Source organism: Streptococcus mitis, assembly GCF_002096925.1.
GTDB lineage: Bacteria > Bacillota > Bacilli > Lactobacillales > Streptococcaceae > Streptococcus > Streptococcus mitis_AF.
Genome location: NZ_NCVN01000012.1, coordinates 21,169 through 35,735 on the forward strand (window position 1 = coordinate 21,169; position 14,567 = coordinate 35,735).

At 42.6% G+C, this 14,567-nt stretch carries 15 protein-coding genes and 1 riboswitch; of the genes, 10 read left to right on the forward strand and 5 right to left on the reverse strand.

The annotated features are described in order from the left end of the window. Window positions 1–125: 125 nt before the first annotated feature. Both lepB and rnhC read right to left on the reverse strand, forming a co-directional pair. On the reverse strand, window positions 126–740 hold the full coding sequence (lepB, locus tag B7692_RS03435; protein ID WP_004245100.1) for a signal peptidase I: 615 nt from the start codon (window positions 738–740) through the stop codon (window positions 126–128). Window positions 741–743: 3 nt separating this feature from the next. Continuing rightward, entirely contained in the window at window positions 744–1,625 is an 882-nt protein-coding gene (gene rnhC, locus B7692_RS03440; protein WP_000146881.1) for a ribonuclease HIII, read from the reverse strand. An 86-nt stretch (window positions 1,626–1,711) separates the two neighbouring features. On the opposite strand from rnhC, the gene zapA reads away from it, so the two are divergent. The 6 genes from zapA to B7692_RS03470 all read left to right on the forward strand — a co-directional run bounded on the left by zapA (window position 1,712) and on the right by B7692_RS03470 (window position 8,354). Beyond that, window positions 1,712–2,014, forward strand: coding sequence for a cell division protein ZapA (gene zapA, locus B7692_RS03445; RefSeq protein ID WP_000002022.1), 303 nt, complete (start codon window positions 1,712–1,714; stop codon window positions 2,012–2,014). Next, entirely contained in the window at window positions 2,011–2,559 is a 549-nt protein-coding gene (locus tag B7692_RS03450; protein WP_049544779.1) for a CvpA family protein, read from the forward strand. The genes zapA and B7692_RS03450 overlap by 4 nt, the downstream gene beginning before the upstream one ends. Window positions 2,560–2,661: 102 nt before the next feature. After that, window positions 2,662–4,998 (forward strand): endonuclease MutS2, encoded by a 2,337-nt coding sequence (locus B7692_RS03455; RefSeq protein ID WP_084929915.1) that lies wholly within the window; start codon window positions 2,662–2,664, stop codon window positions 4,996–4,998. 163 nt (window positions 4,999–5,161) lie between these two features. Beyond that, window positions 5,162–5,250, forward strand: a riboswitch (glycine riboswitch). A gap of 90 nt (window positions 5,251–5,340) precedes the next feature. Next, window positions 5,341–6,663 carry an alanine/glycine:cation symporter family protein gene (locus B7692_RS03460; protein ID WP_045612226.1) on the forward strand — a complete coding sequence of 441 codons (1,323 nt, stop codon included), beginning with the start codon at window positions 5,341–5,343 and terminating at the stop codon, window positions 6,661–6,663. 131 nt (window positions 6,664–6,794) lie between these two features. Next, on the forward strand, window positions 6,795–7,343 hold the full coding sequence (locus B7692_RS03465) for a carboxymuconolactone decarboxylase family protein (RefSeq protein ID WP_084929916.1): 549 nt from the start codon (window positions 6,795–6,797) through the stop codon (window positions 7,341–7,343). 111 nt (window positions 7,344–7,454) lie between these two features. Next, window positions 7,455–8,354 (forward strand): TDT family transporter, encoded by a 900-nt coding sequence (locus tag B7692_RS03470; RefSeq protein ID WP_084929917.1) that lies wholly within the window; start codon window positions 7,455–7,457, stop codon window positions 8,352–8,354. 23 nt (window positions 8,355–8,377) lie between these two features. Here the strand turns inward: B7692_RS03470 and serS are convergent, their stop codons facing one another. The 3 genes from serS to B7692_RS03485 all read right to left on the reverse strand — a co-directional run bounded on the left by serS (window position 8,378) and on the right by B7692_RS03485 (window position 11,604). Then, on the reverse strand, window positions 8,378–9,652 hold the full coding sequence (gene serS / locus B7692_RS03475) for a serine--tRNA ligase (protein ID WP_084929918.1): 1,275 nt from the start codon (window positions 9,650–9,652) through the stop codon (window positions 8,378–8,380). Window positions 9,653–9,865: 213 nt separating this feature from the next. Continuing rightward, a complete protein-coding gene (locus tag B7692_RS03480; protein WP_000079350.1) occupies window positions 9,866–10,237 on the reverse strand; it encodes a DUF956 family protein in 372 nt (123 codons plus the stop codon). Window positions 10,238–10,239: 2 nt separating this feature from the next. Further along, window positions 10,240–11,604, reverse strand: a complete 1,365-nt coding sequence (locus tag B7692_RS03485; RefSeq protein WP_045612220.1) for an aspartate kinase — start codon at window positions 11,602–11,604, stop codon at window positions 10,240–10,242. Window positions 11,605–11,919: 315 nt separating this feature from the next. Between B7692_RS03485 and B7692_RS03490 the strand changes: the two genes are divergently transcribed. The 4 genes from B7692_RS03490 to B7692_RS03505 all read left to right on the forward strand — a co-directional run bounded on the left by B7692_RS03490 (window position 11,920) and on the right by B7692_RS03505 (window position 14,491). Continuing rightward, window positions 11,920–12,705 carry an enoyl-CoA hydratase gene (locus B7692_RS03490; RefSeq protein WP_045612219.1) on the forward strand — a complete coding sequence of 262 codons (786 nt, stop codon included), beginning with the start codon at window positions 11,920–11,922 and terminating at the stop codon, window positions 12,703–12,705. 93 nt (window positions 12,706–12,798) lie between these two features. Continuing rightward, the gene (gene fabT, locus B7692_RS03495; protein WP_000386355.1) at window positions 12,799–13,233 is read left to right on the forward strand and encodes a fatty acid biosynthesis transcriptional regulator FabT; all 435 of its coding nucleotides are present in this window, start codon (window positions 12,799–12,801) and stop codon (window positions 13,231–13,233) included. After that, on the forward strand, window positions 13,233–14,207 hold the full coding sequence (locus B7692_RS03500; protein WP_084929919.1) for a beta-ketoacyl-ACP synthase III: 975 nt from the start codon (window positions 13,233–13,235) through the stop codon (window positions 14,205–14,207). Before fabT ends, B7692_RS03500 begins: the two co-directional genes overlap by 1 nt. A gap of 59 nt (window positions 14,208–14,266) precedes the next feature. Continuing rightward, complete coding sequence (locus B7692_RS03505) at window positions 14,267–14,491, forward strand: acyl carrier protein (RefSeq protein ID WP_000257838.1); 225 nt, start codon at window positions 14,267–14,269, stop codon at window positions 14,489–14,491. Window positions 14,492–14,567 lie beyond the last annotated feature (76 nt).

The following is a 14,567-nucleotide window of genomic DNA, read 5'->3' on the forward strand; positions in this document are numbered from 1 at the left end:
AATTCCTTTGCATGAGTAGGTGAGAGTTGGCTTTGGTTCTATTTTAATCAAACTGGGACTAAAGAATCATCTTCTCACGATAGAAGAAGAGGCTGAGATTGTCGATTCTCGGCCTCTTAGGTCTCTTAAAATGTTCCGATACGGGTGATTGGCCAGAAGCGGAATTTAGCTTCCCCTGTGATATCTTTTGCTTTAAAGGTACCTACGTGACGGCTGTCGCTCGAAACCAAGCGGTCATCTCCGAGGAGAAGGTATTCTCCTTCTGGGACAGTGAAGCTAAAGTTGGTGTTGTAGTTGACATCAACTGTGAAGGCTTGGGCTTTTTCAGCGATACTTCTAAAGAAAGTTCCTTTATTTCCTTCAAATCCCTTGCCTGAGTAGGTGCTTTGGAGTTTGTCATCCTTGAAGCGTTTGATATAGTCAGCTAGGTAAGGTTCATCTGTCTCTTTGTCATTGATGTAAAGTTTATCATTTTCGTAACGAATGGTATCACCAGGCATTCCGATGACACGTTTGACAATGTCCTTATTACCATCTTCCTCATGGGCAACCACGATATCAAAACGGTCAATAGGGAGGTGTTTGACGACAAAGAGGATTTCGCCATCCGCTAGGGTAGGATCCATGGAATGCCCTTCTACTCGAACATTGCTCCAAAAAAAGATACGACTTAAAGCTAGTAATGACAGAATTAGGAGGAACAATCCCCACTCTTTTAAGAAATTTTTAAATGAATTCATAACTTACCTTTCTAAGCGTTTTTTCGCTTTTTCAGTATTTTTAAAGTGCAGTTTGGCGCAGAAATTGAGTCCCTGCATTCCATAGGCCTGCAAAATCTGGCTAGCAACCTTATCAGAAGCCGTTCCAGCTCCACTTGGAAGTTGATAGCCCAGCTCTCGTCCCAGATTTTCAAGATTTTCTAGAAAGAGATCACGCGCAATGATAGAAGAAACTGCGACAGCCAAGTATTTACCCTCAGCCTTTTCTTCTAAGCTGATCGGATTGCTGAAACGATTGGCCTCTTGTGCCAAGTACTTGTCATAATTTTTAGCACTGGTAAAGGCATCAATCACAATTTTCTCAGGCTGAATGCCTTTTTGAAGAAGGAGATAGATAGCCTGGTTATGGAGGGCTACCTTAACCGAAACAGCGTTGTAGCGGTCTCCGATGACCTCGTTGTACTTGCTTGGTGAGAGAAGCAGTGCCTGGTGCTGGATTTTTTCTTTGAGGATAGGGGCAATCTGACGGATCTTTTGGTCGGTCAGTGTCTTGGAATCCCCCACACCTAGTTTTCGCAAGAAGTCATGCTGGTCAGGTGTGACAAAGGAAGCCACAACTGCAAGTCCACCAAAGTAGGAACCATTTCCAACCTCATCCGTCCCAATCAAAGGGAGATTTTGTCCGCTGGTTTGCCCTACAACTTGATAGCCAAAGAAACGAGCGTATTTCTCAGCTCCTTCACCCTGAAGCAAGACCTTTCCAGAAGTATAGATAGAAACGGTTGCTTGAGGCAGTTTCAAAAAATAGCGAATATAGGGGTTTTTACTGGGAGCCAGACTGGTTTGATAGTGTTCAAGAAAAGCCTGAATCTCCTTTTCGCTTGGTGTGAGTGTTATACTTGCCATAGTTTCTATTGTACCATAAAAGCAGATAAATTTGTAAAAACTGACAAAATTAGCGAATTTTGGTATAATATCGTGAGGTGAATTTTATGGCAAATCTAAATCGATTCAAATTTACATTCGGGAAAAAATCATTAACCTTGACAACCGAGCATGATAACCTTTTTATGGAGGAAATCGCCAAGGTTGCGACAGAAAAATACCAAGCAATTAAAGAACAAATGCCTAGTGCAGATGATGAAACGATTGCTCTTTTGTTGGCAGTCAACTGTTTGTCAACTCAACTCAGCCGTGAGATTGAATTTGACGATAAGGAGCAAGAATTAGAAGAACTCCGTCACAAGCTTGTGACTTGCAAGCAAGAACAGAGCAAGATTGAGGATTCCTTATGATTTCACTCTTTCTTATATTGGTCTTGGCTTGGGGATTTTATATCGGCTATCGGAGAGGCCTGCTCTTACAGGTTTATTACCTGATTTCAGCCATGGCATCAGCTTTTGTGGCTGGCCAGTTTTATAAGGGGCTAGGAGAGCAATTTCATTTGCTGGTCCCTTATGCAAATCCGCAGGAAGGTCAGGGAACTTTCTTTTTCCCATCGGATCAACTCTTTCAGTTGGATAAGGTCTTTTACGCAGGAATCGGCTACTTGCTTGTATTTGGGATAGTCTATAGCATCGGTCGTTTGCTTGGTCTCCTCTTACACTTGATTCCTAGTAAAAAATTGGGTGGCAAGTTGTTCCAAGTTTCAGCAGGTATCTTATCCATGTTGGTGACCTTATTTGTCTTGCAGATGGCTTTGACAATCTTGGCGACCATTCCCATGGCAGCTATACAAAATCCTCTTGAAAAGAGTATCGTCGCAAAACACATCATCCAGAGCATACCAGTAACCACTAGTTGGCTCAAACAAATCTGGGTGACAAATTTAATCGGATAAAAAGGGCAGGAATTTTCCTAGCCCTTTGTTTACAGATTGACTCGAATCTATCAGAATGTAAAAAGCTACCACACCTAGACATTCAAAGACAAGGAAATAAAGATGAACAAGAAAATATTAGAAACATTAGAGTTCAATAAGGTCAAGGCCTTGTTTGAACCTCATTTGTTGACCGAGCAGGGCTTGGAGCAATTGAGACAGCTGGCTCCGACTGCCAAAGCAGATAAAATCAAACAGGCTTTTGCTGAGATGAAGGAAATGCAGGCTCTCTTTGTTGAGCAACCGCATTTTACCATTCTCGCAACCAGGGAAATTTCAGGAGTTTGCAAGCGTTTGGAGATGGGGGCGGACCTCAATATCGAGGAGTTCCTACTCTTGAAGCGCGTGCTTCTTTCTAGCCGAGAACTGCAAAGTTTTTATGCCAATCTGGAAAATGTCAATTTGGAAGAACTAGCCCTCTGGTTTGAGAAATTACATGATTTTCCGCAATTACAAGGAAATCTTCAGGCCTTTAATGATGCAGGTTTCATTGAAAATTTTGCCAGTGAAGAATTGGCGCGAATTCGTCGAAAAATCCATGATAGCGAGAGTCAAGTTCGCGATGTTTTACAGGACCTGCTCAAGCAAAAGGCGCAGATGTTGACAGAAGGGATTATTGCCAGCAGAAATGGCCGTCAGGTTCTACCTGTCAAAAACACTTACCGTAATAAGATTGCAGGTGTTGTTCATGATATTTCTGCCAGCGGAAACACCGTCTATATCGAACCCCGTGAGGTGGTCAAACTGAGCGAAGAAATCGCTAGTCTGCGAGCAGATGAACGCTATGAAATGCTTCGCATTCTCCAAGAAATTTCTGAGCGTGTTCGCCCTCATGCGGCTGAGATTGCCAATGATGCTTGGATTATCGGCCATCTGGACTTGATTCGTGCCAAGGTCCGCTTTATCCAAGAAAGGCAAGCAGTCGTTCCTCAGCTATCAGAAAATCAAGAGATTCAACTGCTCCATGTCTGCCATCCTCTGGTCAAAAATGCCGTCGCAAATGATGTCCATTTTGGTCAAGATTTAACAGCCATTGTCATTACAGGTCCCAATACTGGTGGTAAGACCATCATGCTCAAAACCCTTGGCTTGACGCAGGTTATGGCTCAGTCTGGTTTGCCGATTTTAGCAGACAAGGGAAGTCGTGTTGGTATTTTTGAAGAAATCTTTGCCGATATTGGCGATGAGCAGTCTATTGAGCAGAGCTTGTCTACCTTCTCTAGCCACATGACCAATATTGTGGATATTCTTGGCAAGGTCAACCAACATTCACTATTGCTCTTGGATGAGTTGGGGGCTGGTACCGATCCTCAAGAGGGAGCCGCCCTTGCCATGGCTATTCTGGAGGACCTTCGCCTGCGTCAAGTCAAGACCATGGCGACCACCCACTATCCAGAACTTAAGGCCTACGGTATTGAAACAGCCTTTGTGCAAAATGCCAGCATGGAGTTTGATACTGCAACTCTTCGCCCGACCTATCGCTTTATGCAGGGTGTTCCTGGTCGAAGCAATGCCTTCGAAATCGCTAAACGTTTAGGACTATCTGAAGTTATCGTAGGAGATGCTAGCCAGCAGGTCAATCAGGACAATGATGTCAACCGGATTATTGAGCAACTGGAAGAGCAGACGCTTGAAAGTCGTAAACGCTTGGACAATATCCGTGAGGTGGAGCAAGAAAATCTCAAGATGAACCGTGCTCTCAAAAAACTTTACAACGAGCTCGATCGTGAAAAGGAAACTGAGCTTAACAAAGCGCGTGAACAGGCTGCTGAGATTGTGGACATGGCCCTAAGTGAAAGTGACCAGATTCTCAAAAATCTCCACAGCAAATCCCAACTCAAGCCCCACGAAATCATTGAAGCCAAGGCCAAGCTGAAAAAATTAGCTCCTGAAAAAGTAGATTTGTCTAAAAATAAGGTTCTTCAAAAGGCCAAGAAAAAACGAGCTCCAAAGGTGGGAGATGATATCGTGGTTCTCAGTTATGGCCAGCGAGGTACCTTGACCAGTCAACTCAAGGACGGCCGCTGGGAAGCCCAAGTCGGCTTGATTAAGATGACTTTAGAAGAGAAAGAATTTGACCTTGTTCAAGCTCAGCAAGAAAAGCAAGTCAAGAAAAAACAAGTCAATATCGTGAAACGAACTTCTGGTCGTGGTCCACAAGCTAGACTGGACCTTCGAGGCAAACGTTATGAAGAGGCCATGAATGAGCTAGATGCCTTTATCGACCAAGCCTTGCTTAACAATATGGCACAAGTTGATATCATCCATGGTATCGGAACAGGTGTCATCCGTGAAGGTGTCACCAAATACCTACAAAGAAACAAGCATGTCAAGAGTTTCGGCTATGCCCCACAAAATGCTGGAGGCAGTGGTGCGACTATTGTCACTTTTAAAGGATAGCAGTATTTTGGACTTTATACAGTAAAAACTGTTGAATTAAGTTTTACTGATAAAAACATTGACAAAAGACAACATTTTTTGTAAAATAAGAATCAATTAAATACCAACACCGAATGAAGTTTAATAGAAGTGGGGAATCGTTTGATTTTCCATGACTGTAAATGGACGGAACTCTGGAGAGACCGTAAAGGCACCGAAGGGGCAAGGCAGGCAACTGCTCAAACTCTCAGGTAAAAGGACAGAGCTAGGATAGACCGCTTTTTAGCATTTATCTAAGCATTCCAGAGTACATGTATCTTGCATGTGCTCTTTCTTTTGGGGTTGAAAAGATAGGAGAAGGAAATGTTAGAATTGCTTAAATCAATTGATGCTTTTGCTTGGGGCCCACCCCTCTTGATTCTCTTAGTCGGGACAGGGATTTACCTAACTGCCCGTCTAGGCCTCTTGCAGGTTTTGCGTCTGCCCAAGGCCTTCCAGCTTATTTTTACTAAGGACAAGGGGCATGGCGATGTATCCAGCTTTGCGGCCTTGTGTACAGCCCTAGCAGCGACAGTTGGTACGGGAAATATTATCGGGGTGGCGACAGCTATCAAGGTCGGTGGACCAGGATCTCTCTTTTGGATGTGGATGGCGGCTTTCTTTGGGATGGCTACCAAGTATGCGGAAGGACTACTAGCTATCAAATACCGTACCAAGGACGACCATGGTGCAGTGGCGGGAGGTCCCATGCACTATATCCTTCTAGGGATGGGAGAAAAGTGGCGACCACTTGCCATCTTTTTTGCTATCGCAGGTGTCTTAGTAGCTTTGTTGGGAATCGGAACCTTTACCCAAGTCAACTCGATTACAGAATCTATCCAAAATACAACGACTATTTCGCCAGCTATCACGGCTCTTGTTTTGTCTGTCTTAGTAGCGATTGCAGTCTTTGGCGGACTCAAGTCTATTTCAAAGGTTTCAACTACTGTTGTTCCTTTTATGGCCATCATCTATATTTTAGGGACACTTACAGTTATTTTCTTCAATATTGGCAAACTCCCTGCCACAATCGCTTTAATATTGACATCCGCTTTTAGTCCTGTTGCTGCGGTGGGTGGTTTTGCTGGCGCTAGCATTCGAATGGCTATTCAAAATGGTGTGGCGCGAGGTGTTTTCTCGAACGAATCTGGTCTGGGTTCGGCTCCCATTGCAGCAGCTGCGGCTAAGACAAATGAACCAGTAGAGCAAGGATTGATTTCCATGACAGGAACCTTTATTGATACCCTCATTATCTGTACCTTGACTGGTTTGACCATCTTGGTGACTGGTGTTTGGAGCGGCGACTTAAATGGGGTTGCCTTGACTCAGTCAGCCTTCTCAACAGTCTTTTCACACTTTGGACCTGCCCTTTTGACCATCTTCCTTGTTCTCTTTGCCTTCACGACAATTTTAGGTTGGAACTATTATGGAGAGCGCTGTTTCGAGTTTCTCTTCGGTGTTCGCTTTATCTGGCTCTACCGTGTGGTCTTTGTGCTCATGGTCTTGCTGGGAGGATTTATCGAGTTGGATATGGTTTGGATTATCGCAGATATCGTCAACGCCTTGATGGCTTTGCCAAACTTGATTGCTCTCTTGGTTTTATCACCAGTTGTTATTGCTGAGACTAAAAAGTATTTTAATAAATAATGAAATCACACATCGCGTGTGATTTTTTGATTTCATAAAAAATTTCTATCGGTGCAATTTAAAATATATATTATGCAAGGTATAGAATCTGTGATAGACTAGGTTTCAACAAAATGAAAAGAGGTTTTATAATGACAACATTTACAATTCATACAGTAGAATCAGCACCAGCAGAAGTGAAAGAAGTTCTTGAAACAGTAGAAAAAGATAACAATGGCTATATTCCCAACCTAATCGGTCTCTTGGCTAATGCACCTACTGCCTTAGAAGCCTACAGAACTGTCGGAGCTATCAACCGCCGCAATAGCCTGACACCTGTTGAGCGCGAAGTGGTGCAAATCACGGCAGCCGTAACTAATGGTTGTGCCTTCTGTGTCGCAGGTCACACAGCCTTTTCAATCAAACAAATCCAGATGAATGATGACCTGCTTCAAGCCCTTCGCAATCGTACTCCAATTGAAACAGATCCTAAATTGGACACCCTAGCTAAGTTTACCTTGGCAGTTATCAATACCAAGGGTCGTGTAGGAGATGAAGCCTTGGCTGAGTTTCTAGAAGCTGGCTATACCCACCAAAATGCCTTGGATGTAGTCCTTGGTGTCAGCCTAGCAAGTCTCTGTAACTATGCCAACAACCTAGCCAATACACCTATTAACCCAGAATTGCAACCTTATGCATAATTCATATCTGAGCAAAAAATGAAGTCTGAAATCAACGGACTTCGTTTTTTTAAGCTCTCATTTAAGCGCTTTTATGCTATACTGAAATTAACATGATTATTGGAGGTTAGGATGAAAAAACTCCCCTTGGTATTTTCTGGTTGTTTGCTAGGTTTGGCAGGAGCTGGAAATCTTATGTTAGATACGTTGCCGATTCTGTCTCATCTGTTGAGTCTGACAGGTTTGGTTTTATGGATTTACTTTCTGATTTTGCATCTGTTTAATTGGAAGGAAACCAAGCAAGAATTGACCAAGCCTCCTCTTTTGTCAGGAATGGCGACCTTTCCCATGGCTGGGATGATTTTATCGACTTATGTCTTTCGAGTCTTCCCTCATTTCCCTTTGGTAGCGCAAGGACTTTGGTGGTTTTCATTTCTCTTGGATTTGTTCTTGATTGCTGGTTTCACCATTAAATTTGCCTATCCGGGGCGGAGGGTTCATGCGACTCCTAGCTGGACGGTTCTCTATGTGGGGATAGCAGTAGCAGCCTTGACCTATCCTCTTGTAGGTATCATCGAAATTGCCTATGCGACCTTGAGTTTTGGTTTTCTCCTAACCTTCTATCTCTATCCCCTTATTTATAGCGATTTAAAGAAACATCCGCTCCCACTAGCCTTGCTTGGGCAAGAAGGAATCTACTGTGCTCCTTTCTCTCTACTCTTGGCTTCTCTGGTTCGGGTTGGAGGAGCCAGCCTACAAACCTGGGTCTTGATTGTCATGATCTTGCTTTCTCAATCCTTCTTTTTCTTTGTTTTGACTCGCCTGCCCAATATTTTAAAACAAGGCTTTCAACCAGCCTTTTCAGCCCTCACCTTCCCGACCATTATCACAGCTACTTCGCTCAAGATGGCTCAGGGAATCTTGAAACTTCCATTTTTGGATTATTTGGTACTGGCTGAAACTATTATATGCCTCACTATTTTATTCTTTGTATTAGGTGCTTATCTAACTTGGTTACGAAAAAAGGTCTAGCTAGAAATAGCTAGGCCTTATTTTTATGGTTTGATAACTTCAGCGCCACCCATGTATGGACGAAGAACTTCTGGGATGGTCACAGAACCATCTGCATTTTGGTAGTTTTCAAGAATAGCAGCCACTGTACGTCCAACTGCAAGTCCAGAACCGTTCAAGGTATGGAGCAATTTCACCTTGCCATCTGCTTCATCACGGTAACGGATTTGGGCACGACGGGCTTGGAAATCTTCTGTGTTTGAACAGCTTGAAATTTCACGGTAGGTATTTTGTGCTGGAATCCAAACTTCCAAGTCATAAGTTTTAGCAGCTGAGAAGCCCATATCTCCAGTAGAGAGAGCAACGACACGGTATGGAAGGTTAAGTTTTTGAAGGATATTTTCAGCGTTGGCTGTCATTTTTTCCAATTCTTCGTAAGATTCTTCTGGCTTGGCAAATTTGACCATTTCAACCTTGTGGAATTGGTGCAAACGAATCAAGCCACGAGTATCACGACCAGCTGAACCAGCCTCAGAACGGAATGAAGGACTCATAGCAGTGAAGTAGATTGGCAGGTCTTTACCGTCAAGGATTTCATCACGGTAGTAGTTTGTTAGAGGAACCTCAGCTGTAGGAATAAGGACATAATTGCTGTCGCTGAGTTCAAAAGTATCTTCCTTGAATTTTGGATATTGACCAGTCCCAAACATAGAGTCGTGGTTAACTATGTAAGGCGTGATGACTTCAGTGTAGCCTTCTTTTCCGTGTTCATCTAGCATAAAGTTGTAGATAGCACGTTCTAGGCGAGCTCCAAGGCCTTTATAGAAGAGGAAGCGAGCACCTGTTACCTTACCACCGCGTTCCCAGTCAAGAATACCAAGGTCTTCACCAAGGTCCCAGTGAGTTTTTGGCTCGAAGTCGAACTCGCGTGGAGTACCCCAACGGCGAACTTCCACATTGTCATCTTCGTCAGCCCCAACAGGAACGCTATCAGCTGGAATATTTGGAAGAGTAGTGGTAAATTCTGTCAATTTAGCATCGATTTCTGCCAATTCAGCATCCAAGGCTTTAACCTTAGCAGATAGATTTTGCATGGCAGCAATCTTGTCATCTGCATTTTCCTTGTTGCGCTTAGCTTGGGCAATCTCAGCAGAAACTGTGTTACGTTCTGCTTTGAGAGTTTCAACCTTGACTAAGATGTCACGACGTTTAGCATCGATTTCTTTCATCTCATTCAAGACAGCAGCATCTACACCACGTGTAGCCAATTTTTCTGCGACAGCATCAAAGTCTGTACGAATACGTTTGATATCTAACATAAGAACTCCTTTGTGAAAAAAGCACACCTGACAAAGCGTTGGAGTGGCAGGGCCACGGTTCCATCCAACTTCACAGGTGTGCACTTGATTGTGTATGTAATTGTTACTAACGGTAGAATTTCACCTATCCCTCCTATCTGCTCGCAGCACCCGCAGACTTTCTGAAAGAAGAAGATAACCTACTTATCCGTTGCTATGATTATACTAAAGTTTCTACTTTTTTGCAAATAGATTTTTAAATTTTTGACTAATGGTTTGAATCAGGGTCGGAAGTTTGACGACCTTGTCATTGCCCAGTTTTTCGCGAGCAATTTTAAGAATGGCACCTGAGTCTTTTGAAGCAAAGAGGAATTTTCCTCTGTCTGTAAAGACTTCGAAGTGGCGACTGATTTTTCGCCCAGTGACATTGGCCCCAATCTGGTTGATATGGCTCCAAGGAATCTGGATAAATTGTTCGACATTGACATCTGGGTAAAATTCCAGAGCCTGATCTCCGACAAGAAATTTCCCAACTTTCCCAGCTATAGAGAGGTAGGAGGTACCTGTTGTATTGAGAAGCACTGTTTTGTTAAGAGATTGGGCCATGGTTAGTCTTCCTTACTTTCACCGAAAAAGGCATTGTAGAGGGCTTTGATTGCTGCTTTCTCTTGGTCTTTATTGACAACGAACATAATAGAAACTTCACTAGAACCTTGCGACATCATCTGGATGTTGATCTTGTTTTCAGATAGAGCGCGTGTCGCAGTAGCAGTTACTCCGATATGGCTCTTCATCTTTTCACCAACAATCATAATGATAGAAAGGTCGTGTTCGATTTCTGCATGGTCTACTTCAGCCTTTTGAACCAACTGACGAAGGATTTCTTCTTCCTTGATAGGAGTTAGTTCGCGAGAACGGAGGATGATTGAAAGATCGTCGATGCCTGTTGGCATATGTTCCCAACCGATGTTAAGATCTTCAAGGATTTGAAGAACCTTGCGTCCAAATCCCACCTCACGGTTCATGAGGTATTTCGACATATTAATGCTGACAAAGCCTGAGTCACCAGCAATTCCCACAACTGGAAATTCATCACTACTGTGTTTTAGAACGATACGAGTACCTGGATGGTCAGGATTGTTGGTATTCTTGATAACCAGAGGAATTTTTCCACGGTAGGCAGGAAGAAGCGCTTCGTCATGAAGAACTGAGAATCCTGCATAGGCCAACTCACGCATTTCACGGTAGGTTAACTCAGGAATCGAGTGTGGTTGGTGGATAATACCAGGGTGGGCTGCAAAGATACCATCAACATCCGTAAAGTTTTCGTAGAGGTCTGCCTTAACACCGGCAGCAATGATTGAACCTGTAATGTCTGATCCTCCACGTGAGAAGGTACAGATTTGATTTTCCTTGGTAACTCCAAAGAAACCAGGAATGACAAGGACTTCATTTGCATTTGTCAATTCTTCGATCTTATCATAACTTGATGGAATGATGCGAGCATGGCCAGGTTCACTTGTGACCACAATACCAGCTTCTCGAGGGTGCACATAGCGTGCATCAATCCCATTTTGGTTAAAATAGGCAGCAATCAATTTAGCATTGTTATTTTCACCGGCTGCTAGAAAAGTGTCGTAGAGAAATTCATTTTCATCAATAGGAAGAGTGGCTAAGGCGCGAATGCTTTTGGAAATTTTTTCTAGCACAGCTGGTTTAAGACCTAGTTCACTAACCATCGCAGCATAGCGGTCGATAATCCAGTTTTGGCTCTTGCTAATATCGTTACCAGCAACATAGTCGCGGTAGTATTTAATCAAGGCATCCGTAACCTTAGTATCTTCAGCATTGCGTTTACCAGGCGCAGAAACGACTACAAAACGACGCTCTGAATCGCTTTTTACGATGTTTAAAACTTTTTCTAATTGACTAGCAGAGGCAAGAGAGCTACCTCCAAATTTAACAACTTTCATAAGAACTCCTAAAGTAAGTATTTTATACGATTATAGCAGAAAGAAAGCCTTTTTTCAATGAAGAAAGTAAGATGCTTTCTAGGATAAAGCGATCCTTGCCAATCGGCTGAGACACTTTTAGTCGATTTTTCCTTGCTTTCGAGTTTTAAAAAAGATATACTTTGAAAATAAAATAATTTAATACTCAATGAAAATCAAAGAGCAAACTAGGAAGCTAGCCGTAGACAGTACTTGAGTACGGCAAGGCGAAGCTGACGTGGTTTGAATTTGATTTTCGAAGAGTATAAACTGCTTATAAAATAAAAAGGAGTCCCGATGGAACACATTATTTATCAGCTTGAAGAGGATTTGGCAATCCTTACCTTGAATCGTCCTGAGGTCGCGAATGGTTTTCATATTCCTATGTGTGAGGAGATTTTAGAAGCTCTGACTTTGGCAGAAGAGGATCCGGCTGTGCATTTTGTCTTAATCAACGCGAATGGCAAAGTCTTTTCAGTTGGGGGAGATTTAGTAGAGATGAAGCGGGCGGTGGATGAGGATGATATTCCATCATTGACAAAAATCGCAGAATTGGTCAATACTATTTCTTATAAAATCAAGCAAATTGCTAAACCTGTCTTGATGGAGGTTGATGGGGCTGTTGCAGGTGCCGCAGCAAATATGGCTGTTGCTGCAGATTTCTGTCTGGCAACGGATAAGGCTAAATTTATCCAAGCCTTTGTTGGAGTTGGCTTGGCTCCGGATGCAGGAGGAATTCATCTCTTGAGTCGAAGTATTGGTGTGACGCGTGCTGCTCAATTAGCCATGACAGGTGAGGCTTTGTCCGCAGAAAAAGCTCTGGAGTGGGGTCTTGTTTATCGGGTCTCTGAAGCTGATAAACTTGAAAAGACGAGAGAACAGCTTCTTAAAAAATTGAGACGCGGGTCAGCTAATTCCTATGCTGCCATCAAGAAGTTGGTTTGGGAGAGTCAATTTAAAGACTGGCAAGATTATGCTGCTTTAGAACTGAACCTACAGGAATCACTAGCGAAAACAGAGGATTTCAAAGAAGGAGTTCGGGCTCATTCGGAAAGAAGACGACCTAAATTTACAGGAAAATAAAAAAATACTTGCACCATTCTTTGAACTTTGATATAATTCTTTTGTCAAATGTTTTGATTCTAAAAGTTTTTTTGAAAAGGAGGGAAGGAAAGATTGGACTACCAACGAATTAATGAATACTTAACGTCTATATTTAACAATGTCCTCGTTATTGAGGAAGTTAGCTTGAGGGGTAGTCGTTTCAAGGATATCTCCATCAAAGAAATGCATACGATTGATGTGATTGGAAAAGTTCCAGATGTGACACCAAGTCAAGTGTCAAAAGAGTTGATGGTGACTCTTGGGACAGTTACGACTAGTTTGAATAATCTCGAACGTAAGGGTTACATTGAACGCATTCGTTCAGAACATGATCGACGTGTGGTACATCTGCATTTGACAAAGAAAGGTCGCTTGGTTCATAGGCTACATAAACGCTTCCACAAGGCCATGGTTGAAAAAATCATTGATGGTATGAGTAAGCAAGAAATTGAGGTTATGAGCAAAGGTTTGACTAATCTTTATCAATTTTTGGAGGATTTGAGATAATGGCTTTTGCAAAAATAAGCCAGGTTGCTCATTATGTGCCAGAGCAAGTGGTTACAAATCATGATTTGGCTCAGATTATGGATACCAATGATGAGTGGATTTCAAGTCGGACGGGAATACGACAAAGGCATATTTCAAGAACAGAATCTACTAGTGATTTGGCTACAGAGGTTGCTCAGAAACTGATGGCAAAAGCTGAAATCACAGGAGAAGAGCTGGATTTTATCATTCTAGCTACTATTACTCCAGATTCTATGATGCCCTCTACAGCTGCTCGTGTCCAAGCCAATATTGGTGCTAATAAGGCCTTTGCTTTTGACCTAACAGCAGCTTGCAGTGGATTTGTATTTGCCTTATCAACTGCTGAAAAGTTTATCGCTTCTGGTCGCTTTCAAAAAGGCTTAGTGATTGGTAGTGAAACCCTCTCTAAGGCAGTTGATTGGTCAGATCGATCAACAGCTGTGTTGTTTGGAGATGGTGCTGGTGGAGTCTTGCTAGAAACTAGCGAGCAAGAGCATTTCTTAGCTGAGAGTCTCAATAGCGATGGAAGTCGCAGTGAGTGTCTGACCTATGGACATTCAGGCTTGCATTCTCCATTTTCAGATCAAGAAAATGCAGATTCATTTTTGAAGATGGATGGACGCGCAGTCTTTGATTTTGCCATTAGAGATGTAGCCAAGTCTATCAAACAGACTATTGATGAGTCTCCTATAGAGGCGACAGACTTGGATTATTTACTACTTCATCAGGCTAATGACCGTATCTTGGATAAGATGGCTAGAAAAATCGGTGTCGACCGAGCTAAACTTCCAGCAAATATGATGGAGTATGGAAATACCAGTGCAGCCAGTATCCCGATTTTACTTTCAGAGTGTGTAGAACAAGGCCTCATCCGTTTAGACGGTAGCCAGACTGTTCTTCTATCAGGCTTTGGTGGAGGCTTGACCTGGGGCACGCTCATTCTTACAATTTAGGTAATCATGTGGTGAACACATTGTTATAAAAAAACTATTTATTTTAAAGGAGTCCTATCATGGCAGTATTTGAAAAAGTACAAGAAATTATCGTTGAAGAACTTGGAAAAGACGCATCAGAAGTAACACTTGAATCAACTTTTGATGATTTAGACGCAGATTCATTGGACTTGTTCCAAGTAATCTCAGAAATCGAAGATGCTTTTGATATCCAAATCGAAGCAGAAGATGACTTGAAAACAGTTGGTGACTTGGTTGCCTACGTTGAAGAGCAAACAAAATAAGCAGAATACAAATAGAAGGAGTAGGGAAACCCGCTCCCTCTTGTTTAGGCAATAGTTTGATTGTCAAATTATGACG